We start from the raw sequence: 20,597 nt of genomic DNA, 5'->3' as shown, positions 1-20,597 counted from the left end.
AGTTAAATCGATTCGTCGCGTGAGGGGAACACCGATGACGCAGACGCCTCAGGTCATGCCCGCCCGCAACTATCCGTTCGGCGAGGCCGACCGCCTCAACCTCGATCCGTTCTACGCCCACCTGCGCGGCGCCGAGCCGCTGACCCGGGTGCGGCTGCCGTACGGCGAGGAGGCGTGGCTGGCCACCCGCTACGACGATGTACGCACGGTGCTGGGCGACGCGCGGTTCAGCCGGGCCGCCAGCGTCGGGCGCGACGAGCCGCGCACCCATCCGCGCCAGGGTGACTCCGGCATGCTCTCCATGGACCCGCCCGAGCACACCCGGCTGCGCAAACTCGTCGCCAAGGCGTTCACCGCCCGCCGCGTCGAGACGCTGCGGCCGCGTACCCAGGAGATCGCGAACGGGCTGCTGGACGACTTCGCCGCCAAGGGCTCGCCCGGCGACCTGGTCGAGCACTTCTCCACCCCGCTGCCGGTCGCCGTCATCTGCGAGCTGCTGGGTGTGCCGTTCGCCGACCGGGACAAATTCCAGGTCTGGTCCGAGGCGATCATCTCGACCACCTCGCTCACCCCGCAGCAGATCCAGGACTACCTGAACAGCCTGTGGGGGTACATCGCTCAGCTCATCGCCCAGCGCCGGGTTCAGGAGACCGACGACCTGCTCGGTGCGCTGGTGCGGGCCCGCGACGAGGACAACGACCGCCTATCCGAGCAGGAGCTGGTGCAGCTGTCGGCGGGCCTGCTCGCCGCCGGGCACGAGACCACGGTCACCCAGCTCCCGAACTTCGTATACGTGCTGCTCACCAACCCCGACCGCTGGCGTGAACTGGTCGCCCACCCCGACCGGGTGCCCGCCGCCGTCGAGGAACTGATGCGGTACGTCCCGCTGGGCACCGCCGCCGCGTTCGCCCGATACGCCACCGAGGACATCATGCTCGGCGACATCCTGGTCCGCGCCGGGGAGCCGGTGCTCGGCTCGCTCGCCTCCGCCAACCGGGACGAGCGGGTCTTCGACCACCCCGACGAGCTGGACTTCGCCCGCGAGAGCAACCCGCACATGGGCTTCGGACACGGCCCGCACCACTGCGTCGGCGCGCAGCTGGCCAGAATGGAGCTCCAGGTGGCGATCGGCTCGCTGGTCGCCCGTTTCCCGAACCTGGAACTGGCCGTTGCCGAAGGGGAGCTGGAGTGGAAGAAGGGCATGCTGGTGCGGGGTCTGCGAGCGCTGCCGGTGCGCTGGTGAGCGGGCAGTGGCGGGTCCAGGTCGACCCGGGCCGCTGCATCGGATCGGGCCTGTGCGCGGGCACCGCGCCGGACTACTTCGAGCTGGTCGACAAGAAGTCGCGCCCGCTGCGTGACCTGGTCGACCCGAGCGAGGAGGTCTCGGACGCGGCCGACTGCTGCCCCGTCGAGGCCATCCTGGTCACCGACGCCACCACCGGCGACACCATCGCCCCCGCCTGACCGGGCTCGCGCCTGACGAAGATCGCCGTCTTCGGTCACCATCTCGCCTCCAGGGCTAGGTTCTGACCGAAGACGGCGATCATCGCGCCAAACAGCCCCGGAAGATCACCTCGCGTGTGCGGTGCCGCCCGCCCCACGCCAACATCCACGCTCGATGCCACGTTGCCGCTCAGCCGTCGGCGGCGGCCTGACGGGGTGACGTCGCCGACAGTGGCCGTCACGGAAGCGGCGGGATTCGGCTCTCGGCGCCCGGCTTGCGTACAGTTTGCGGGCATGGCGGGCGAGCACGGGACGGATATGGGCATGACGGTCGACGAACACGGGCAGGGCATCGACCCTGACCGCCTGGAAGCCTGCCTGAACGTCCTCGCCGAGATCGACAAGCTCCCGGTCAACCACCCGGACGCGATCGCGGTGCGCCGCGCGGTCGGGCGCATGTTCAAGTTCGTCAAGCAGCAGCGCCGCCGGGACAAGCGCGAGGAGATCCTCGCCGCCGACGAGGCGGTCACCGCCGCGACGGCCACTGGCGCGCCGGGCCGCATCGACGACGAGACCGCGGGCGCGTTCGGCCTGACCTCCCCGACCGAGGGCGAGGTGGCCGGTCACCTGCGCAAGGCGCGGGCGTGCTACATCTGCAAGCAGCGCTACACCCAGGTGGACGCGTTCTACCACCAGTTGTGCCCGCCGTGCGCCGATCTGAACCGGCAGCGCCGCGAGGCCCGCGCGGACCTGTCGGGGCGACGGGCGCTGCTCACCGGCGGCCGCGCCAAAATCGGCATGTACATCGCGCTGCGACTGCTGCGCGACGGCGCGCACACCACGATCACCACCCGGTTCCCCAGCGACGCGGTGCGCCGGTTCAAGGCGCAGCCCGACAGCGCGGACTGGCTGCACCGACTGCGCATCGTCGGCATCGATCTGCGCGACCCCGCCCAGGTGGTGGCGCTGGCCGACGCCGTGGCCGCGCAGGGCCCGCTGGACATCCTGATCAACAACGCGGCGCAGACGGTGCGCCGGTCGCCGGGGGCGTACGCGCAGCTGCTGGCGGCCGAGTCGGCGCCGCTGCCGGACGGCCCGCTGCCCGAGCTGATCGCGTTCGGGCACTACCGGGGTGACAGCCCGGCGGCCGCGGCCATCCAGGCGATGCCGCACCAGCAGCTGAGCCCGGAGCTGGTGACCTCGCTGGCGCTGTCGACCGGCGGCGCCTCGCTGGAGCGCATCGCCGCCCACACCGCCATCGACGCGGGCGGTCTCGTGCCCGACCTCGACGCCAGCAACAGCTGGGTGCAGGTGGTGCAGGAGGTCGACCCGATCGAGCTGCTGGAAGTGCAGCTGTGCAACGTCACCGCCCCGTTCGTGCTGGTCAGCCGCCTGCGAGCGGCGCTGGCGGCCTCGCCCGCGCGGCGCAAGTACGTGGTGAACGTGTCGGCGATGGAGGGGCAGTTCAGCCGGGGGTACAAGGGGCCGGGGCACCCGCACACGAACATGGCCAAGGCCGCCCTGAACATGCTCACCCGCACCAGCGCGGGCGAGATGCTCTCCGACGGCATCCTGATGAGCGCCGTGGACACCGGCTGGATCACCGACGAGCGCCCGCACCCGACCAAGATCCGGCTGGCCGAGGCGGGTTTCCACGCCCCGCTCGACCTGGTCGACGGCGCGGCCCGGGTGTACGACCCGATCGTGCGCGGCGAGCTCGGCGAGGACCTGTACGGCTGCTTCCTGAAGGACTACAAGCCGTCGCCCTGGTGACCGGCGAGCAGCACCGACCCGTCCCGCTCGACGACCTCGACCGGCCCGGCCACGTCCAGCACGGTCAGCGCCGCCTGGTAGCCGGTCCCCGGTGACAGCGTGTACATCGACGACCCGGCGACGACCTCGGGGCGCCCATCGTAGTGGTGCAGCCGGGGCGGCTCGTGCGGCGCGGAGACCTCGATCCTGGTCATCGCCACCCGCAGCCCGTCGCCGGTGGCCTTGAGCACCGACTCCTTGCGGGTCCAGTACGTGTAGAAGCCGACCTGGTCGGGGACGCCCCGGGCCAGTTCGGCGGGGCTGAGCGCCAGCCGGGACAGCCCCGCGACGTCCCGTTCCGGGGCGGCGTGCTCGACGTCGACGCCGAGCGGGCCGCCCCGGCCCAGCACGACGGCGATCCGGTCGCCGGAGTGCGACACCGACACGTGCAGGCCGGTGCCGGGCAGCACGGGGCGCCCGTGCGGGACGGCGCAGTCGGGGCAGGCTCGCTCGACCCGTACCGAATGGGGTGCCTGACCCAGCTCGCGGCCCGCGGCCACGCGCAGCAGCGCGGCGGCCGTGGTCTGCCGGGCCTGGTCCTCGGGCCGGCGCAGCGCGGCCCGGCGCTGCCGCTCGGCGTCGCTGAGCAGGTCAAGGTGCGCCGGTCCCGCGTCGGCGGGGCGGGCCCACCAGACCGCGATCACCACCGGGCCTCGAACTTCGACACCTCGGACTTGGTGCCGTCGCCGGACAGCCGCGACTTGGCCGCGGCGTCGGCGTACATGGTCCAGCGCAGGAAGTCGGTCATCGTCTTCATGACCTGGTCGAAGCCCTTGGCGCTGGGGCCGAGGTACTCGCCGTGGCCCTGGCCGAGCAGGGTCACGAAGCCCTTGGGCCAGCTCGTGCCGGTGTAGGCGTTGCGGCCGGTCTGGTACGGGACGGTCGGGTCCTTGTCGCCGTGCACGAACAGCACCGGCGTGCGGGCGCCCTTGAACGCGCCCATCGAGCCCCCGGCGATCACGATCGCCGCCTTGACCCTGGTGTCACGCTTGTTGGCCAGGATCCCGGCCGAGGTGTAGCCGCCCGCGGAGTGGCCGCCGACGGCGACGTGCGCGGGGTCGAGGTGGCCGCGCAGCGGATCGCTCGAGGTGGTGTCCAGCTTCAGCACCCGCGTGATCACCTCGCTGGCGTCGGCGGGCTGGTTGCCCATGTCCCCGGCGTTGAACGGGTTGGCGTCGCGGTTGGTGAACGGGTAGGCCGGGGCGGCGACGACGAACCCGGCCGCGGCCAGCCGCCGGGTGATCTGCTCGTAGTAGGCGGGCAGCCCGTGCAGGCCATGGCTGAACACGACCAGCGGGAACCGGCCGGGCGCGACCGGCGCGTTCGTCTTCGGCGAGCCACCGGCCTTGCCGGTGGCCGGATACCAGACGGTGGTGGGCAGGCTACGGCCGTTGCGCGACAGCTTCAGCGTGCGTACGCCCACCGCCAGCGCCGCCTTGGGCGCCCCGGCGGGCGCCGACGGCGACGGGCTGGCCGACGGTGACGGCGTCGCCGAGGCGAGCGTGGTGACGGCGTCCGTGCCGCTGGGGGCGGGGGTCGCCGAGTCGGCGTGCCACTGCGGATCGGTGGCGGTGCAGCCGGCCAGGGCCAGCGTCAGGCACAGTGCGAGGCGGGTGAGGGGTCGGACCGGCACGCCGCAGAGCCTAGTACCCTCACCCGCCCCGCGTCCTACTTGACCTTGATCTTGACGGGCATGCTGCGGTCGGAACCGACTCGGCCGTAGAGGGTGTACTCCCCCGGCTTGAACACCGGACCGGCGGCCACCCGCAGCGCGCCCTTGACGCAGGCCGAGCTCGACTTGCCGTTCCAGCCGACGGTCACCACCAGCTCCCGGCCCGCGGCCAGGTTCATCACCTGGTGCCCGCGCGGGGCGCCGCAGTCGTCGGAGGACCAGACCTTGTCGGTGCCGTGGGTGATGAACAGTTCCTGCATGTCGGCGCCGACGTCGCGGCTGCACGCCTGCTTGGAGCTGTTCTTGATGACCAGGGTCAGGCTCGTGCCCACGCCCTTGGCCAGCTCGGTCTTACCGGCCCGTGCCGTGACGAGCAGGTCGCCGTCGGTGCACTCGGCCTTCGACCCGGCCGGGTGGTTGCCGGTGTCACCGCCGACGTAGCGCACCCGGTAGATCTTGGCCAGCGGCGCGGCCGGGTCGAAGCTGTCCTCGGCGTACAGGCCGGTGAAGTAGAGCGCGTCCGGGCCCGCGACCAGTCCGGCGACGCTGGTCTTGCCGAAGCCGTTGTACTCGACCAGGGTCTTGGGCGCCCCGACCGTGCCGTTGCCGTTGAAGGTGAACTCCACGATCCGCTTGCCCCGCTCCTGCGGCCCCGAGGCGAAGGTCGGGCCGCTCTCGGAGACGTACGCGTGGCCGAACTTCTCCTTCGGGAAGCCCGCGCTCTGGTAGTTCTCCGACTGCACGAACGCGATGTTGACCGGGGCGTGCGTGATCGGCCAGTTGTACAGGGCACGTTTGCGCAGGCTCTCCCCGGTCACGTCCCAGCCGTAGTCGGCGCCCTTGACCACCCGGGCGAACCGGTCGTTGCTCGACGGCCCGTTCTCCACCGAGTAGTGCTGGCCGTCGGCGGCCCGCCACGCCCCACCGAACGGATTGCGGAAGCCCGACGCCCAGATGAAGTCGCGGGCCTTCTTGTTGTCGGCGGCGTTGTAGAACGGGTTGTCCTCCGGCGCGGTGCCGTCCAGGTTCATCCGCAGGATCTTGCCGCGCATCGAGTCGAGCTTGCGGGCCGAGCTGGGCGTGAAGCCGTCGCCCATGTGCACGTACAGCTTGCCGTCCGGCCCGATGGTCAGGTTCGAGATCTGGTGCGAGGCCTCCTGCGACTCGCCCTTCATCTCGATGACCGTGGTCGCGGTCGCGGCGGTGAAGCCGCCGTCGGTGCTGTGGAAACGCACGACCTTCGGGTATGTCTGCGCGCCGCTCTTGTACAGCATGCTGGCGAAGACGTCGCCGGTCTTGGGCTCCACCACGATCCCGGTCAGCCCGATCTCGCCCGCGCCGGGGAAGTTGCCGCGCGGGTCGAAGTTCAGCAGGTCCTTGGCGTACGTGCTGACCGTGAAGTCGCCGCGGACGACCTTGATCGTGCCGTACAGCTCGGTCACGTAGAACATCGGCTTGCCGGGGCTGACGTTGTGCTCGGGCACCATCGCGAGGTTCACCGGCAGCGACAGCCCGGTCGCGACCTCCTCGACCTTGTACCCGGGCTGCTTGACCAGCCACTGCTTGGCCCCGGGCAGCGGCTTGCGCTCCTTGTCGGTGCGGAACGGCCGCACCGTGTACTCGCTCCACTCGGTGGCCGGGTCGCCGCTGGAGTCCTTGTGCCGCACGCGCAGCTCGTAGTCGCGGTCGGGCAGCAGGTCGTGCCGGTCGACAAAGGCGTTGACGAAGTCGCCGTCGCCCAGGTGGGCGTGGGTCTTCTGCACGCCGCCGATGCAGTCGCCGAACCACACCCGCTCGTGCGGCTGCGCGGTCCAGATCTCCCAGTCGGTGCAGACGTGCTCGCTGCCGGCGTCGGCGTCCTGCATCGGCCGGGTCTCCATGTGCACGTCGGCGGCGCTGACCAGCTGGCCGTCGGCGGCGGGCTCGGTGATCACCGGTGGTAGTGGCGCGACGAAGGCCGGACCGGCCTGTCCGGCCTGGTTCTGGCAGGCGACGAAGACTCCCGCGAACGTCAGCAGGAGCACCGCCAGCACTGATTCGCCCGCGATCGCGATCTTTCGCGCGTCCATGACGTGCCCCCCGACAGTCCGCTCGCAACTCGGCGAGGTTACAAAGATCAGCTCTGAATTCGAGGTGTAACACGCCCAGAAACTGGCAATTGATATCCTTTTGTACTATTCACAACTGGTACGACCGGCGGAGGACGCGCCATGCCCGAGGACCTCACCGCACTCGCCACCGACGCCTACGTGTACGGGTACCCGCTGGTCTACAACCTGGACGAGATCGAGTCGCGGTCGGCCAGGGGGCTGGGCTCGGTGCCGCCGATGGCGTACAACACCTTCGGTCACGCCACGGCACTGGCCGACCCGGCGATGCGGTTCGTGTCGATCAACAACGACACGCTGTGCTCCGTGGCGCCGCTCGACCTGTCGGGCGGCCCGCTGCTGCTGCACGTCCCCGACACCGCGGGCGCCTACTACGTGCTCCAGTTCATCGACGCCTGGACGAACAACGTGGCCTACGTCGGCCGCCGCGCCACCGGCACCGCGGAGGGCACGTACCTGGTGGTGGGGCCGGACTGGAGCGGACCGGCACCGGAGGGCGTCCCCGTGGTCACCATGCCCACGCCGTACGGCGTCGTCGTCGGCCGCAACGCCTGCGCCGGCGCCGGGGACCTGCCCCGCGTCCACGCGATCCAGCGACGGCTGACCCTCACCCCGGCCGAACCCGGCCACCGGCTCGCCGCGATGCCCGCACCCGACCCCGACGTCCCCGCCGACCTGCTGTTCTGGGAGAAGCTGCGGATCCGGCTGGCCGCCAACCCGCCCGCCCCCGAGGACGCCGCCGACCAGCGCCGCTTCAAGCCGCTCGGCCTGCTCTCAGCCGGTCCGTCGCCCTACGCCGACCCCGACGAGCGTCTCGCCGCGGCCCTGACCGCCGGGCTGGCCGCCGGAAAGCAGCGCGTCGACACTCTCGCCCGCACCCCGGTCCGGCCGCCGGTCAACGGCTGGATCAACGACCCGCACATGTTCGACTACAACCGCGACTTCTTCGGCATCGGCACGCTCGACAGCCCGGACTGGAAGATCACCGACCCCGAGCGGGCGTACGACCGGCGCGCCGCCACCGCCCGCGGTGGCCTGTGGGGCAACCACGGCTACGAGGCCGTCTACGCGATGACCTTCACCGATGAGGCGGGCGAACCACTCGACGGCACCCGGTCGTATCGCCTGCACTTCGACACCCCGCCGCCCGTCGACGCCTTCTGGTCCCTGACCATGTACGACCTGCCCGACTACCACCTGGTCGCCAACCCCATCGACCGCTACTCGATCGGCGACCGCACGCCGGGCCTGGCCTGGGGCGACGACGACTCGCTGACGATCGCGCTACAGGCCGACCGACCCACCGGCGACCTGGCCGCCAACTGGCTGCCCACCCCGCCCGGCCCGTTCCGACCCGTCCTCCGCCTGTACCAACCCCGCCCCGAGATCCTGTCCGGCACCTACACCATCCCCCCGATCACCCCCACCCCCTGACACCCGCCCTGGCCCGCCCTGCGCCCGCGCCTGCGTCATCGCCGCGCCGCGCCGCGCCAAGATCGGCTGCAGTTTCGGGGAAAGTGCACGAATCTTGGCTCGCTTTCCTGCACTTTCCCCGAAACTGCACCCACCGTCGCGGGGCGGGGTGGGGCGCGGTGGATCAGGCTGAGTCTCGGCCTCGGTGCGGGTTTGTCCGGTGTCGGGGTCTTCGTCGCCGAGCGGTGGCCGCCGGTCTCTCCGTGCCGACGCCCTCTACCGCGGCGTGATCCGAAATCGTGGACGCTGGATGTCGCTATGGCAGCACCCAGCGTCCACGATCCTCGATCATGCCGGGACCACCCGCGGCGCGGCGCTTCGGGCCGCAGGCAGGCGGCGCGGGAGCGGCAGCGGCAGCGGGTGGTGACCGGTCACTCCCAGTGCGGGCGCAGTGGGACGTGGGCGTTGGCGTGGGAGTCGAGGCGTACGCCGAGGACCTGGTGGAGCTGGACGGCGTTGCGGTCGAAGCCGAGGCGGCAGCCCGCGAGGTAGAGGCGCCACACACGGGCCTTCTGCAGGCCGATCTCCCGCACCGCCTCGTCCCAGTGCGCCTCCAGGTTCTGCGACCACGCCGTCAGCGTCCGCGCGTAGTGCTCGCGGAAGTTCTCCTCGTGGCGCACCTCGAAGCCGGTGTCGTGCATGACCGACACCAGGTGGCCCACCGCCTCCAGTTCCCCGTCGGGGAAGATGTACCGGTTGATGAAGCGCCGCTTGCGGCTGGCCGGATCGTGGTTGTGCGGCCGGGTGATGCAGTGGTTGAGCAGCCGCCCGCCGGGGCGCAGCCGGTCGAGCAGGAACCGGAAGTACCCGGGCAGCTGGGCCCGCCCGATGTGCTCGGTGAGCCCGATCGAGCTGATCGCGTCGAACTGTCCGGCCGGGACGTCCCGGTAGTCCATGTGCCGCACCTCGGCCAGGTCCGACAGCCCCGCCTCGGCGATGGCCTTGGCCGCCCACTCGGCCTGGCGGCGGGACAGGGTGACGCCGACGGCGCGTACGCCGTACTCGCGGGCGGCGTGCATGACCATGCCGCCCCAGCCGCAGCCGACGTCGAGCAGCCGCATCCCGGGTTCGAGGCCGAGCTTGCGGGCGACCAGGTCGTGCTTGTGCCACTGAGCCTGCTCCAGGCTCGCCCCCGCGTCGGGGTAGACGGCGCAGGTGTAGGCCATGGACGGGCCGAGCAGCCACTCGTAGAAACGGTTGGAGACGTCGTAGTGGTGCGAGATGGCGGCCTGGTCGCGTTCGCGCGAGTGGCGGCGGCCGCGTAGGCGCACCTCCTGGGCGGGGCGCGGCGGCGGGCGCAGCAGCCGTACGCCGCCGAGCCGGCGCAGGGCGCGCAGCCGCTCGGGCCACGACGCGGTGAACCCGAGCTCGGCCAGGCCCGCCATGGCGGTGTACAGGTCGCCCTCGACGTCGAGGTCGCCCATGGTGTAGGCGCGGGCCAGGCCCATCTCGCCGCCGCCGGTGGCCAGGTAGGACAGGGCGCGCTCGCTGCGTACGTCGAGCAGGACGGGCGCGTCGAGCGGGCCGGACCGGCTGCCGTCGTACGCCCGGATCCGGATCGGGGCCGAGTCTCCCAGCAGGTGCTTGATCACCGGTGCAATCGCCATGTCAGGTCCTCACGCACTTGTCGTACAGGTCGGGCAGTCGCCCGTCGGGGTCGTACGCGCGCTTGGCGGCGGTGTACGCGGCGCCGTCGTACTGGCGCCAGAACTCCTCGGGCGGGTAGTGAACGGTGGAGTAGAGGGACTTGTGGCCACCGAGCGCGGCCACTTCGCGCTCGATGAGCCGGTTGTGGTGGCCCGGCGCCTGTCCGGGCCGGAGCGGCACGGCCGACCAGAAGCCGACGTTGACGTACGTCTCCCCCGGCTTGAGCGGGTACAGCGGCCACGGGCTGTCGCTGCGCAGCCGCAGCGGGCACAGCCAGATCGGGCTGATGCCGACCTCGCGGTGGAAGAAGTCCAGGAACTCCGGCAGCCGCCCGACCGGCACCTCGATGTCCTGCACCACCGCCTCCTGCGGCGGGCGGCCGCGGCGGCGGTCGAGCCGCTCGGTGACGCGGTGCCTGCGGTCGAAGGCGACCAGGTGGTGGTACACGTCGGAGCGCCGGTAGCGGCGGGGCCACAGCCGCCGGAGCACCGGGTGCTGGGCGCCGAACGCCCGCGAGCACCAGAACCAGTCGGTGTCCCAGCGCCACAGGTAGTCGTGGATGGTGAGATGGTCCATCGCCCGTTCGCGCAGCGACCGGTAGTAGATCTTCTGGCCGGTGTAGTCGCTGGTCTGTGGGGCCTCGTCGACGAAACTGGCCAGGGTCAGCACGATGTCGCGGCGGTCGAAGACGACGCCGTCGAGGAAGTCGACCGGCTGGTCGCCGTCGCGGCCGGTGGCGCACAGCTCGTCCAGCGCGGCGGCGGCCGCGGCGATGTCGTGGAAGCGCCGGTGGCGCAGCCGCACGTACGGGCGTACCGGCTCCAGCTCGATCTCCAGACGCAGCGTGTAGCCGAGGGTGCCGTACGAGTTCGGGAAGGCGCGCAGCAGCGCCGCGTGCTCGTTGTCGGCCCGCGCCACGATCACCTGCCCGTCGCCGGTCAGCACCTCGAGCTCGCGCACCGACTCGTGCGGCAGCCCGTTGCGGTACGAGGTGGACTCGATGCCCAAGCCCGCCACCGCCCCACCCAGCGTGATCGTCTTGAGCTGCGGCACGACCAGCGGCATCATGCCGTGGCGCAGCGTCGCCTCCACCAGCCGCTCGTACGTGACCATGCCCTGGACCTGGGCGGTGCGCCGCGCCGTGTCCACCTCCAGCACCTGATCGAAGGCGGACACGTCCAGTCCGGGCCCGGCGGCGCGGTCGCCGAAGCGGAACAGGTTCGAGGTTCGTTTTGCCAGTTTGACCGGGCTGCCCTCGGGTAGCGCGTCGTAGCGCGCCCGCAGTGCGGCCACAGCGCGGTCGTGGACGCCGTAGTGCCGGGTCGCCCGGCCTGGGTCACCCTCCACGTTGGCAACGTACCATCGAGCAACCGCCACGAAACCTTCAAATTTGCTCGTTTCGATCGATGTGCGCTCCCGTTAACAAGGTGCCCTTCTACTATCGAAAGCGATAAGAAGGTGCCCTTCCTTCTTGGGCGTGGGAGGGTGGGTGGGTGCGGAAGTACGTCATCATGGGCGTCCAGGGCAGCGGCAAGGGCACCCAGGCCAAGATGCTCGCCTCCGATCTCGACCTCGTGCACATCGCCGTCGGTGACATCTACCGCTGGCACGTGCAGTACCACACCAAGATCGGCGCGCAGGTGCGCCGGGCCATGAACGCCGGTGAGCTGGTCGACGACGCGCTGACCGAGTCGGTGGTGCACGACCGCCTGGCCCTGCACGACTGGACGTTCGGCTTCATCCTCGACGGGTTCCCCCGCAACCGCCGCCAGGCCCAGTTCTTCCTGGAGCGGTACGACGTCGACGCGGTGATCCACCTGGACCTGCCCGACAGCGAGGTGCGGCGGCGGGTGCTGGCCCGCAGGCTGTGCGCCAACTGCGGGCTGGACTACAACCTGATCGAGCACCGTCCGGCCAAGGAGGGCCGCTGCGACGCGTGCGGCGGCGAGCTGGTGACCCGCGAGGACGACACGGAGGAGGCGCTGGCGGTGCGGCTGGCCGACTACCACCGGCTGACCGATCCGGTGCTGGAGCTGTTCCGGGCCAAGGAGCAGGTGGTCACCGTCGACGCGCGGCCCGGCAAGGCCGCCGTCCAGCGCGCCGTCCGCGACCAGCTTGGCCTGCCGCAGCGGCGCCGCGCCTCCTGACCCGCCGCCCCTCCGCGACCCGCCGCGCCTGCTGACCCGGCGCGCGGGGCGGTCACCAGGGGCCGGGGTCGGCGACGGCGCGGGCGCTGGCGCGGGCTCCGGCACGGGGGCGCTGGCCGACTGAGGTGCACTCCAGCTCGGCGGTCGCCGCGTCCACCAGGCCGAGCCGGGTCAGCTGCGGCCGCAGGAACGCGCCGAGCAGCCAGTCCGCGGCCACCCGGACGCGGTTGCCGGGCAGCGAGAGCAGGTGGTAGCCGCGGGTCACCGCCGCCGCGGGCAGGCCCGACAGCGGGACGCCGAGCGGGTCGGCCGCGGCGTCGGTCATCCCGAGATCGACCAGGAAACCAAGATCCTTGTGCCGGTACGGCTTGAGCCGCCCGCTGCCGTACGACGCGGCGACGTTGTGCGCGGCGAGCCTGCCCTGGCGCACCGCGTGCTGGGCGGTCATCGGGCACAGTCGGCCCGGCCGGGTCGCGTCGGGCACGGCGGCGGCGTCGCCGCAGGCCAGCACCTCCGGGTGGCCCGGCACCCGCAGGTACTCGTCCACCACCAGCCGTCCGTCGGTGGTGCCCAGGCCCAGCCCCTCGACCAGCGGATCGGGGCGTACGCCGACGCACCAGATCAGCGAGCGGGTGGCCACGAAGGCACCGTCGGTGAGGCGTACCCCGTCGGCGGTGGCCTCGGCGACCGAGGTGCCGGTGAGCACCTCGACGCCGCGTTGGGCCAGCACCCGGGCGGCGGTCCGCGACAGCTTCGGGGCCAGGTCCGGCAGCACCCGCTCGGCGGTGTCGAGCAGCAGCCAGCGGGGACGTTCGCGCAGGGCGGGCTGGGTGCGGGCGAGCGCGTCGGTGAGCAGCTGCCCGTACGCGACCGCCTCGGTGCCGGTGTATCCGGCGCCCACCACCACGAACGTGGCCCGCGCCCGGCGCTCGTGCGCGTCGGTGGTGGCGGCGGCCAGTTCGATCTGCAGCGTGATGTGGTCGCGCAGGTAGAGGGCTTCGGCCAGGCCGCGCAGCCCGTGCGCGTGCTGGGCTACGCCGGGGATGGGCAGCAGCCGGTTGACGCTGCCCGGGGTGAGCACCAGCCGGTCGTAGTCGAGGCGGGCGGCCCGGCCGTGCGGTTCGGTATAGCTGACGATGCCGCCGCCGAGGTCGACGTCGTCGACGGTGCCGGGCAGGACCCGTACCCCCGGCAGGGTCGCGGCCAGCGACACGGTGATCCGGCGCGGTTCGAGCATCCCGGCCATGACCTGCGGTAACAGCGGCAGGTAGAGCAGGTAGTCGTCCGGGTTCACCACGATGATCTCGGCCCGGCCCCGGGCCAGCCGGTGCAACTTGCGGGCGGTGTGGAACCCGGCGAATCCCGCTCCGACGATGACGACGCGCGGGCGGCCCATACCCACCTCCGGATGTCACAGAATCACAACGCTCAGCAACGAGCACACCACGCTTGGTAAGGTCCTGACAGGCATTCACATTGAATCGTCCCGGTCGGAACGGGGCAGGCAGGGGGGACGCGGCCATGTTGGATGTGCGCAGCGAGCGGCTCGCCCGGCGGTTCCGGCTCTGGGACACCGACGGCAACGGGCACGTGGACCGCTCCGACTTCGAGGCCGAGGGGCGCCGCATCATCGCCGCCTTCGGCGAGGACGACCGCTCCCCGCGCGGCAGAGCCGTGCTCGACGCGTACCTGACGATGTGGGACTACCTGGCCGCCAAGGCCGGAGTGCCCCCGGAGGGCTCGCTCAACGCCAAGCAGTTCGACCGGATCGCGCAGACCGAGATCATCCTGATGGGCAACACCGGCTTCTCCACCGTGCTGCGCCCGACCATCAGCGCCACCCTCGACCTGTGCGACGTGGACGGCGACGGGCAGGTCAACCCGAGCGAGTTCAAGCGCTGGGTGGAGGCGATCGGGGTGACCAAACCGCACGCGGAGGAGGCGTTCGACCAGATCGACGCCGACCACGACGGGCAACTCAGCATCGACGAGCTCGCCCAGGCCGTCCGCGACTACCACGCGGGCCTGCTCGACGTCCCCCTCCTGGGCCGCTGACCTGCCACCGCGCCACCGCGTGCGCCGCGCCGCGCGGGCCATGATCACTGCAGTTTCGGGGAAAGTGCACGACAGGGGGCCAAGATTCCTGCACTTTCCCCGAAACTGCGCCACGATCTTGGCCCGCGTGCGGGACGCGGGTGCGGGGTGCGGGGGCGGGGTGGGGAGGGCTGGGCGGGGGTGGGTTTACTCGCGGACGACCTCGTGCGGGGACTTGTCGGGGCGCAGGCCGCGCCAGGAGGGGTGGCGCAGGCGGTCGTCGCGGGTCCATTCGGTGAACATGACCTCGCCGACCAGGTTCGGCGTGGTCCAGTGCGCGTCGGCAGCCTCACGGGCGGGCGGCGGCGGGTCGAACGGGCTGCCGACCCGGGACCGGCGGCGCAGTCGCCGGAGCAGGTCGTCCAGTGCCGCGCGGGTGAAGCCGGTGCCGACCTGGCCGACGTAGCGCAGCTTGCGGCCGTCGGGGATGCCCAGCATGAGTGAGCCGATGGTGTCGGCCCGGTTGCCCTTGCCAGGGCGCCAGCCGCCGATCACCACCTCCTGGGTACGCACGTTCTTGACCTTGATCCAGTCACGGGACCGCCGCCCCGGCAGGTACGTCGAGTCCAGCAGCTTGGCGACCACCCCTTCCAGCCGCTGCTCGCGGGCCACGGCCAGCAGGTCCGTCCCGCCGCCCTCGGTGTGCGGCGGGGTGTCCCAGTGCGGCCCCCGCAACCCCAGCGACTCCAGCAGCTCGCGCCGACGCCGGTACGGCAGCCCCGTGGTGTCCTGTCCGTCCAGGAACAGCAGGTCGAACAGCACGTAGGTGACCGGGTTGCGGGCCGCCGCCGCGCGCACCGCGGCCGCGTCGCGCAGGTGCATCCGGGGCTGCAGCGCCCCGAACGACACCCGCCCGGCCGGGTCGAACGCCACGATCTCGCCGTCCAGCACCGCCGCCACCGACCCCAGCGCCTCCCCAAGCCCCCGCAGCTCCGGATACGCCGCCGTCACATCGAGGTCGTTGCGGCTGGTCAGCCGCGTGCGCCCGCCCTCGACACCGGCGATCGCGCGCACCCCGTCCCACTTGAACTCGTAGCCGTAGTCGGCGTCGCGCTCCGGCGGGGGCAGCTCGCCGGCGGTGGCCAGCATCGGGCGTACCAGGGCGGGCATGGCCTGCCGGTCGGGGGCGGGCGCGTCCATCAGGTGCATCAGCCACTGGTCGCCCCGGGTGCGGATCAGGGCGTAGCGGCCGTGTGCCCGCTGCCCGTGCAGCACCACCTTGACCTCGTCGTCGGTCCAGGTCTCGCAGTCGTAGGTGCCCCGATCCCAGATGGTCACGGTGCCGCCGCCGTACTCCCCGGCGGGGATGGTCCCGGCGAAGTCGGCGTAGTCCAGCGGGTGATCCTCGGTGTGGACGGCGAGGCGGTTGCGGCGCGGGTCGGTGGGCAGACCCTTGGGCACGGCCCAGGAGACCAGCACCCCGCCGCGTTCGAGCCGGAAGTCCCAGTGCAGGGCACGGGCATGGTGCTCCTGGATCACGAACGTGTCGTCGGCGCCGCGCGGCAGCGGACCCCGCGCGGGCACCGGCTCCGGGGTCCGGGAGGCGCTGCGTTTGGCCCGGTAGGGCGACAGCCGATCGGCCATACCCCCGTTCTACCCCCGTCGTGCCGACCCGCGCGGCCGAACGTGACGATCCGGTGACACCACCCGGCATTGCGGGGCGAACGTCCACAACAGACCCACGGTGACATGCAGTGATTCATCCAAAAGGATGATGCCCATGACCATAGATCGTCTCTAATGTGTCGTCCACACGTATGGACACGGCGCGATCGACCCCGTCGCGCCGTCCACAGGAGAGGTGAATCCATGACCCTGAGGCGCACCCTCAGCACCGTAGGCGTGGCCGCGCTGCTCGGCGCCGCTCTGGTCGGCTCCCCGGCCGCCGCGAGCTTCGCCGTCGGCACGGGCGGCGACGCCGTCGCCTGCGTCGACCCGGCCGCGCTCGGCGCCGCGAAGGCCCGCCCCGGTGCCACCGCCAAGCACGACCCGAACGAACTCACCGCCACCGAGGTCGCCAAGCGAGAGAAGGACCTGGCCGACCGCACGCGCCTCAACAACAAGCTCAGCGGTGCCCCCTCGGCGCTGGCCGCCACGGTCACCATCGAGGTCGTCGTGCACGTGATCTCCGAGGACGGCACCCGGGCCAACGGCAGCATCCCGGACTCGATGATCACGAACCAGATCAGCATCCTGAACACGTCGTACGCGGGCGGCTTCGGCGGCGCCAACACCGGGTTCCAGTTCCACCTGCAGTCCATCGACCGACAGATCGCCCCCGCGTGGTACCCGATCGTCGACGGCTCGACCGCCGAGAAGCAGATGAAGGCGGCGCTGCGCACCGGCACCAAGGCCACGCTGAACATCTACACCGGTCTGCTGAGCAACAACCTGCTCGGCTGGGCCACTTTCCCGAAGACGACGCTGGACACCTACGACGGCGTGGTCATCCTGGCCGAGTCGCTGCCCGGCGGCACCGCGAGCCCGTACAACCTGGGCGACACCGCCACCCACGAGATCGGCCACTGGCTGAACCTGTACCACACCTTCCAGGGCGGCTGCAACGGCGGCGGAGACCAGGTCGCCGACACCCCGGCGGAGAAGTCGGCCGCGTTCGGCTGCCCGGCCAACCGCGACACCTGCCCGAGCAAGGCCGGTCTGGACCCGATCCACAACTACATGGACTACACCGACGACTCGTGCATGTACGAGTTCACCGCCGGCCAGGTCGCCCGCATGAGCGCGGCGTGGACGGCGTACCGGGCCTGATCGAAGGCCACTGAGCACGTCCGGGTCCGGCGCGTTCCAGCGCCGGACCCACCCCGTAGGGGCCCGGCACCGGTGCGCGGTGCCGGGCCCCTCGTTTCGGGCAGGCCGTCAGCTCTGGCGCAGGGCCGGCAGGGGGATCGGGATGTTGAAGGCGGTCGCGCCGCCACCCATCCCGTTCTCGCAGGTGTTCGGCGGTGCGGTGCCCACACCCCGGGTCGACGGCTTCTCCGCGGCCCAGAACATGAACCCGAGCATGCCCGACGTCGTCCCCGCGCCGTTGGGCGCGACCGACTGCAGGTACGGCGCCGTCGCCTTCTGCAGCGAGTTGGCGAAGCTGGTGCACTCGGGCCGGACCTTGCTGCCCTCGGCGACGTAGAAGGCGCCGGTGAACTTCGCCGGGGCCAGTGGCGGCACCGGCGGGCTGTACTGCGGCTTGCCGTCGATGTGCTCCTGCCAGTTGGCCTGCGCGGTCGACGCGGACGGCTGCCGGGCCGGGACCATCGCGTTGGCCCAGTCCAGCACCGGGGTGTCGGTGCGCAGCCAGTCGGCGGTCGCCTTCTGGTTGAGGTCGATCAGCCAGCGGTCACCCGCCGCGACGTCGATGGTCAGCCGCGCTGTCGGGTCGGTGCCCGCCGCGTTGTACGGGTGCACCGCCCGGTACGCGTTGATGAAGTTCTGCAGCGCGGCCGTGTTGGGGCTGGAGTTCTGCTCGTAGTCGATCTCGATGCCGACCCCGAGCTGGGTGGCCACCGCCGCCGCCCGCTGCCCGAGCAGCGTGCCGTTGGCCGCCAGCGCCGCGTCCCAGTCGCCGGTGTACGTGATGCCGCCGATGGACAGCATCACCGCGATCCCGCGCGACTTGAAGTAGTTCACGATGTCCTGGGTCATGCCGCGCGGCAGCCCGTTGAGGTTGCCCGCGTCAGTGGTCTGGTTGAGCAGCCGCAACGGGTTGACGAAGCTCAGCACGACCAGGTTGACCGAGGGACGGCCGTCGCCGCGGTCGATCAACCAGTGGTTCTGGCTGTCGAACTCGGCCACGGTGCGCACCGCCGACCAGGTGCAGGCGTCGTTGGAGCAGTGCCACGCCCCGTAGATGGAGATGGGGGCGGCGGCCAGCGCCTGCACCCCGGCCGGGGCGGCCGGGGCCGCGGCGGTGGCCGGACCGGCGGGTAGCGCCGCCAGGAGCAGGGCGAGCAGTGGTGCCAGTCGTCTCATGTTGCCTCCGTTGGCGTGAGGGACCGAAACAGGAAACAAGGTTCCCTGTTTAAGGCGCCGACAGATGCGGATGTGTCACTCGACTGCTACCGGCCCGCGCCCACCCCCGTTCGCGCGTGCTCGGCCACGGCGCCGGTGCGGACCATGCGGTGCCAGCGCAGCCGGTCGCCGATCAGCGCCATCACCGTCGACTGGATCACTACGAGGTACATGAGCTGCCGGTACACGATCTGTTGCAACGGCAGGCTCCAGACCGGCCCGAGCCGTTCGCCGTCCAGGCGCAGCGCGTACGCGGCGGTGAGCATCTGCAGCGCGGTGAAGCCCAGCCACACGGCGGCGACCTGCGCCGGGGGCAGGAAGAAGGCGCCGTAGAGGCCGTAGACGTCCACCATCGGGGCCGACAGCGGCAGGATCACCTGGAACAGCAGCAGGTACGCCAGGCCGCGGCGGCCCAGCACCCCGGAGGCGCCGCCCTCGAACAGGGCCCGGCGGTGCTTCCACATCGCCTGCATGGTGCCGTAGCACCAGCGGTAGCGCTGCCGCCACAGCTGGCTCAGGCTGGCCGGCGCCTCCGTCCAGGCGATCGCGTCCGGGGCGTACACCACCCGCCAGCCTGCCCGGATGATGGCCATGGTGAAGTCGGTGTCCTCGGCCAGCGTCTGGGTGGACACCCCGCCCACGTCGACGACCGCCTCGCGGCGGAACGCGCCGATCGCCCCCGGCACTGTGGGCATGCACCGGGCGATGTCGAACATCCGGCGGTCGAGGTTGAAGCCCATCACGTACTCGAGGTGCTGCCAGCGGCCGAGCAGCCCGCCGCGGTTGGCCACCTTGGTGTTGCCGGAGACCGCGCCCACCTCCAGGTCGGCCAGCGGCTGCACCAGTTCGCCGATCGAGTCAGGCTCGAACACGGTGTCGCCGTCGACCATGACCAGGATGTCGCCGCGGGCGAACATGACGCCGGTGTTGAGGGCGGTCGGCTTGCCCGCGTTCTCCTGCTCGACGACCTGTACGTTGGGCAGCCGCATCCGGCGGACCAGCTCGGCGGTCCCGTCACTGGAACCGTCGTCGACCACGATCACCTCGACCTCGGGGTAATCGCTGTCGACCAGCGAACGCACCGTGGCCTGGATGTTGGCGGACTCGTTGAAGGCCGGCACGATCACCGACACCGGCCCGAGATAGCGCTTGCGCCGCCGGGCCGACCGGCGCACCCGCCGCACGTGCACCCGGGTGCACCAGACCTGCACCACCAGGCGCAGGCCGCCGAGGATCAGCGCGGCGGACATGAGCCACGTCATCACCGTGGCCAGCCCACCCGAGCCGAGCTGCGCCCAGCGCAGCGCCTGGCCCCGCAGCCGCTGTGCCGACGCCGCGGGCGGCGGATCGGGCAGTCGCAACGCCTGCGACACGGTGGTGAACTGATAACCCTCCTCCTGCAGTCGCGGGATGAGCACGTCCAGCGCGGCCACGGTCTGCGACCGGTCGCCGCCCGCGTCGTGCATCATCACCACCGCTCCGGCCCCGGCCTGGGGGGTCGCGGCGGACACGATCGCGTCGACTCCCGGACGACTCCAGTCCTTGGTGTCCAGGTCGGCCAGGATGGTCAGGTAGCCGGCGGCGCCCGCCTCGCGTATGACGGCGTACAGCCCGGCGGTGACGGCGTCGGGGGTCGAGGAGTACGGCGGTCGCAGCAGCGTCGGCCGGCGGCCGGTCGCCCCCGCGATGGCGTTGTCGGTCAGGGTGAGCTCGGCGTCGCGCAGCCACGGCCCGGTCGCGGTCAGGTTCGCGTGGGTGAACGTGTGCGCGGCGAGTTCGCTGCCGCTGTCGGCGATGCGCCTGGCGATGTCGGGGTGCTTGTTCACCTGCGCGCCGACGACGAAGAAGGTGCCCGGCACCTGGTGGCGGGCCAGCACGTCCAGTACCTTCGGCGTCCAGACCGGGTCCGGGCCGTCGTCGAAGGTGAGCGCGATGGTCCGAGCGGGCAGGGAGCGGCTGGTCACCGTCCCGTCCGGGTTCGGCCGCACCACCGGTCCGCCGGCCAGGACCTCGTCGGGGGCGGGCGTGTCGTCGCCCGGCGCGACCGGACCGGCGCCCTCGGCCCCGACGTGCTCGACGTAGCCGTTGAGGCACAGTCCGCCGAGAGCCACGGCGAGCACCATGGTCAGCAGGACCCAGTGGGCACGCGCTTCGCGCCGCTTGACGTGACGGGACATC

The 20,597-nt window shown here is 71.7% G+C and carries 16 protein-coding genes; 7 read left to right on the top strand and 9 right to left on the bottom strand.

The features are described 5' to 3' along the window. The first annotated feature begins 34 nt into the window (after nucleotides 1-34). The 3 genes from KUA19_RS31495 (at nucleotide 35) to KUA19_RS31485 (ending at nucleotide 3,216) form a co-directional block, all read left to right on the top strand. Nucleotides 35-1,243, top strand: coding sequence for a cytochrome P450 (locus KUA19_RS31495; protein WP_217401861.1), 1,209 nt, complete (start codon nucleotides 35-37; stop codon nucleotides 1,241-1,243). Next, a complete protein-coding gene (locus KUA19_RS31490) occupies nucleotides 1,240-1,464 on the top strand; it encodes a ferredoxin (RefSeq protein WP_217401859.1) in 225 nt (74 codons plus the stop codon). Before KUA19_RS31495 ends, KUA19_RS31490 begins: the two co-directional genes overlap by 4 nt. Before the next feature lie 303 nt (nucleotides 1,465-1,767). After that, nucleotides 1,768-3,216 (top strand): SDR family NAD(P)-dependent oxidoreductase, encoded by a 1,449-nt coding sequence (locus KUA19_RS31485; protein WP_217401857.1) that lies wholly within the window; start codon nucleotides 1,768-1,770, stop codon nucleotides 3,214-3,216. Here the strand turns inward: KUA19_RS31485 and KUA19_RS44740 are convergent. Genes KUA19_RS44740 through KUA19_RS31470 form a run of 3 tightly spaced genes read right to left on the bottom strand, consistent with a single transcriptional unit; the run spans nucleotide 3,195 to nucleotide 6,996 of the window. Beyond that, on the bottom strand, nucleotides 3,195-3,902 hold the full coding sequence (locus tag KUA19_RS44740; RefSeq protein WP_217401855.1) for a 4'-phosphopantetheinyl transferase family protein: 708 nt from the start codon (nucleotides 3,900-3,902) through the stop codon (nucleotides 3,195-3,197). The two genes, KUA19_RS31485 and KUA19_RS44740, sit on opposite strands and share 22 nt — an antisense overlap. After that, complete coding sequence (locus tag KUA19_RS31475; protein WP_308167757.1) at nucleotides 3,896-4,888, bottom strand: alpha/beta hydrolase family protein; 993 nt, start codon at nucleotides 4,886-4,888, stop codon at nucleotides 3,896-3,898. Before KUA19_RS31475 ends, KUA19_RS44740 begins: the two co-directional genes overlap by 7 nt. A gap of 35 nt (nucleotides 4,889-4,923) precedes the next feature. Further along, complete coding sequence (locus KUA19_RS31470) at nucleotides 4,924-6,996, bottom strand: PQQ-dependent sugar dehydrogenase (RefSeq protein WP_217401853.1); 2,073 nt, start codon at nucleotides 6,994-6,996, stop codon at nucleotides 4,924-4,926. Between the two features lie 141 nt (nucleotides 6,997-7,137). Here KUA19_RS31470 and KUA19_RS31465 point away from each other — a divergent pair, with 141 nt between their 5' ends. Beyond that, nucleotides 7,138-8,469, top strand: coding sequence for a DUF1254 domain-containing protein (locus KUA19_RS31465; RefSeq protein WP_217401851.1), 1,332 nt, complete (start codon nucleotides 7,138-7,140; stop codon nucleotides 8,467-8,469). A gap of 410 nt (nucleotides 8,470-8,879) precedes the next feature. Here the strand turns inward: KUA19_RS31465 and KUA19_RS31460 are convergent, their stop codons facing one another. Further along, complete coding sequence (locus tag KUA19_RS31460; RefSeq protein ID WP_217401849.1) at nucleotides 8,880-10,115, bottom strand: SAM-dependent methyltransferase; 1,236 nt, start codon at nucleotides 10,113-10,115, stop codon at nucleotides 8,880-8,882. Between the two features lies 1 nt (nucleotide 10,116). Next, nucleotides 10,117-11,502: an FAD-binding oxidoreductase gene (locus KUA19_RS31455; protein ID WP_308167756.1), complete on the bottom strand. Its 1,386-nt coding sequence runs from the start codon at nucleotides 11,500-11,502 to the stop codon at nucleotides 10,117-10,119. A 146-nt stretch (nucleotides 11,503-11,648) separates the two neighbouring features. Between KUA19_RS31455 and KUA19_RS31450 the strand changes: the two genes are divergently transcribed. Beyond that, nucleotides 11,649-12,302: an adenylate kinase family protein gene (locus KUA19_RS31450; protein WP_217401847.1), complete on the top strand. Its 654-nt coding sequence runs from the start codon at nucleotides 11,649-11,651 to the stop codon at nucleotides 12,300-12,302. A 52-nt stretch (nucleotides 12,303-12,354) separates the two neighbouring features. On the opposite strand, the gene KUA19_RS31445 is transcribed toward KUA19_RS31450, so the two are convergent. After that, complete coding sequence (locus KUA19_RS31445; RefSeq protein ID WP_217401846.1) at nucleotides 12,355-13,698, bottom strand: NAD(P)/FAD-dependent oxidoreductase; 1,344 nt, start codon at nucleotides 13,696-13,698, stop codon at nucleotides 12,355-12,357. A gap of 125 nt (nucleotides 13,699-13,823) precedes the next feature. Here KUA19_RS31445 and KUA19_RS31440 point away from each other — a divergent pair, with 125 nt between their 5' ends. Next, entirely contained in the window at nucleotides 13,824-14,357 is a 534-nt protein-coding gene (locus KUA19_RS31440; RefSeq protein ID WP_217401844.1) for an EF-hand domain-containing protein, read from the top strand. A 186-nt stretch (nucleotides 14,358-14,543) separates the two neighbouring features. Here KUA19_RS31440 and ligD read toward each other — a convergent pair whose 3' ends face one another. Continuing rightward, nucleotides 14,544-15,980, bottom strand: a complete 1,437-nt coding sequence (gene ligD / locus KUA19_RS31435; RefSeq protein ID WP_217401842.1) for a non-homologous end-joining DNA ligase — start codon at nucleotides 15,978-15,980, stop codon at nucleotides 14,544-14,546. A 225-nt stretch (nucleotides 15,981-16,205) separates the two neighbouring features. Between ligD and KUA19_RS31430 the strand changes: the two genes are divergently transcribed. Next, nucleotides 16,206-17,165, top strand: a complete 960-nt coding sequence (locus KUA19_RS31430) for a zinc metalloprotease (RefSeq protein ID WP_217401841.1) — start codon at nucleotides 16,206-16,208, stop codon at nucleotides 17,163-17,165. 108 nt (nucleotides 17,166-17,273) lie between these two features. Here KUA19_RS31430 and KUA19_RS31425 read toward each other — a convergent pair whose 3' ends face one another. Further along, nucleotides 17,274-18,380, bottom strand: a complete 1,107-nt coding sequence (locus tag KUA19_RS31425) for a glycoside hydrolase family 18 protein (RefSeq protein ID WP_254550401.1) — start codon at nucleotides 18,378-18,380, stop codon at nucleotides 17,274-17,276. A gap of 86 nt (nucleotides 18,381-18,466) precedes the next feature. Continuing rightward, nucleotides 18,467-20,596, bottom strand: coding sequence for a bifunctional polysaccharide deacetylase/glycosyltransferase family 2 protein (locus KUA19_RS31420; protein WP_217401840.1), 2,130 nt, complete (start codon nucleotides 20,594-20,596; stop codon nucleotides 18,467-18,469). Between the last annotated feature and the right edge of the window lies 1 nt (nucleotide 20,597).

Origin of the sequence: Catellatospora tritici, assembly GCF_019083965.1 — a bacterium.
Classification (GTDB): Bacteria; Actinomycetota; Actinomycetes; order Mycobacteriales; family Micromonosporaceae; genus Catellatospora; species Catellatospora tritici.
This window is presented reverse-complemented; position numbering and strand designations above follow the sequence as displayed.

Coding starts and splice junctions, on each gene's coding strand:
- KUA19_RS31495 (WP_217401861.1), top strand. CDS start 35: ATGACGCAGACGCCTCAGGTCATGCCCGCCCGCAACTATCCGTTCGGC.
- KUA19_RS31485 (WP_217401857.1), top strand. CDS start 1,768: ATGACGGTCGACGAACACGGGCAGGGCATCGACCCTGACCGCCTGGAA.
- KUA19_RS31470 (WP_217401853.1), bottom strand. CDS start 6,996: ATGGACGCGCGAAAGATCGCGATCGCGGGCGAATCAGTGCTGGCGGTG.
- KUA19_RS31465 (WP_217401851.1), top strand. CDS start 7,138: ATGCCCGAGGACCTCACCGCACTCGCCACCGACGCCTACGTGTACGGG.
- KUA19_RS31460 (WP_217401849.1), bottom strand. CDS start 10,115: ATGGCGATTGCACCGGTGATCAAGCACCTGCTGGGAGACTCGGCCCCG.
- KUA19_RS31445 (WP_217401846.1), bottom strand. CDS start 13,698: ATGGGCCGCCCGCGCGTCGTCATCGTCGGAGCGGGATTCGCCGGGTTC.
- KUA19_RS31440 (WP_217401844.1), top strand. CDS start 13,824: ATGTTGGATGTGCGCAGCGAGCGGCTCGCCCGGCGGTTCCGGCTCTGG.
- ligD (WP_217401842.1), bottom strand. CDS start 15,980: ATGGCCGATCGGCTGTCGCCCTACCGGGCCAAACGCAGCGCCTCCCGG.
- KUA19_RS31430 (WP_217401841.1), top strand. CDS start 16,206: ATGACCCTGAGGCGCACCCTCAGCACCGTAGGCGTGGCCGCGCTGCTC.
- KUA19_RS31425 (WP_254550401.1), bottom strand. CDS start 18,380: ATGAGACGACTGGCACCACTGCTCGCCCTGCTCCTGGCGGCGCTACCC.
- KUA19_RS31420 (WP_217401840.1), bottom strand. CDS start 20,596: ATGTCCCGTCACGTCAAGCGGCGCGAAGCGCGTGCCCACTGGGTCCTG.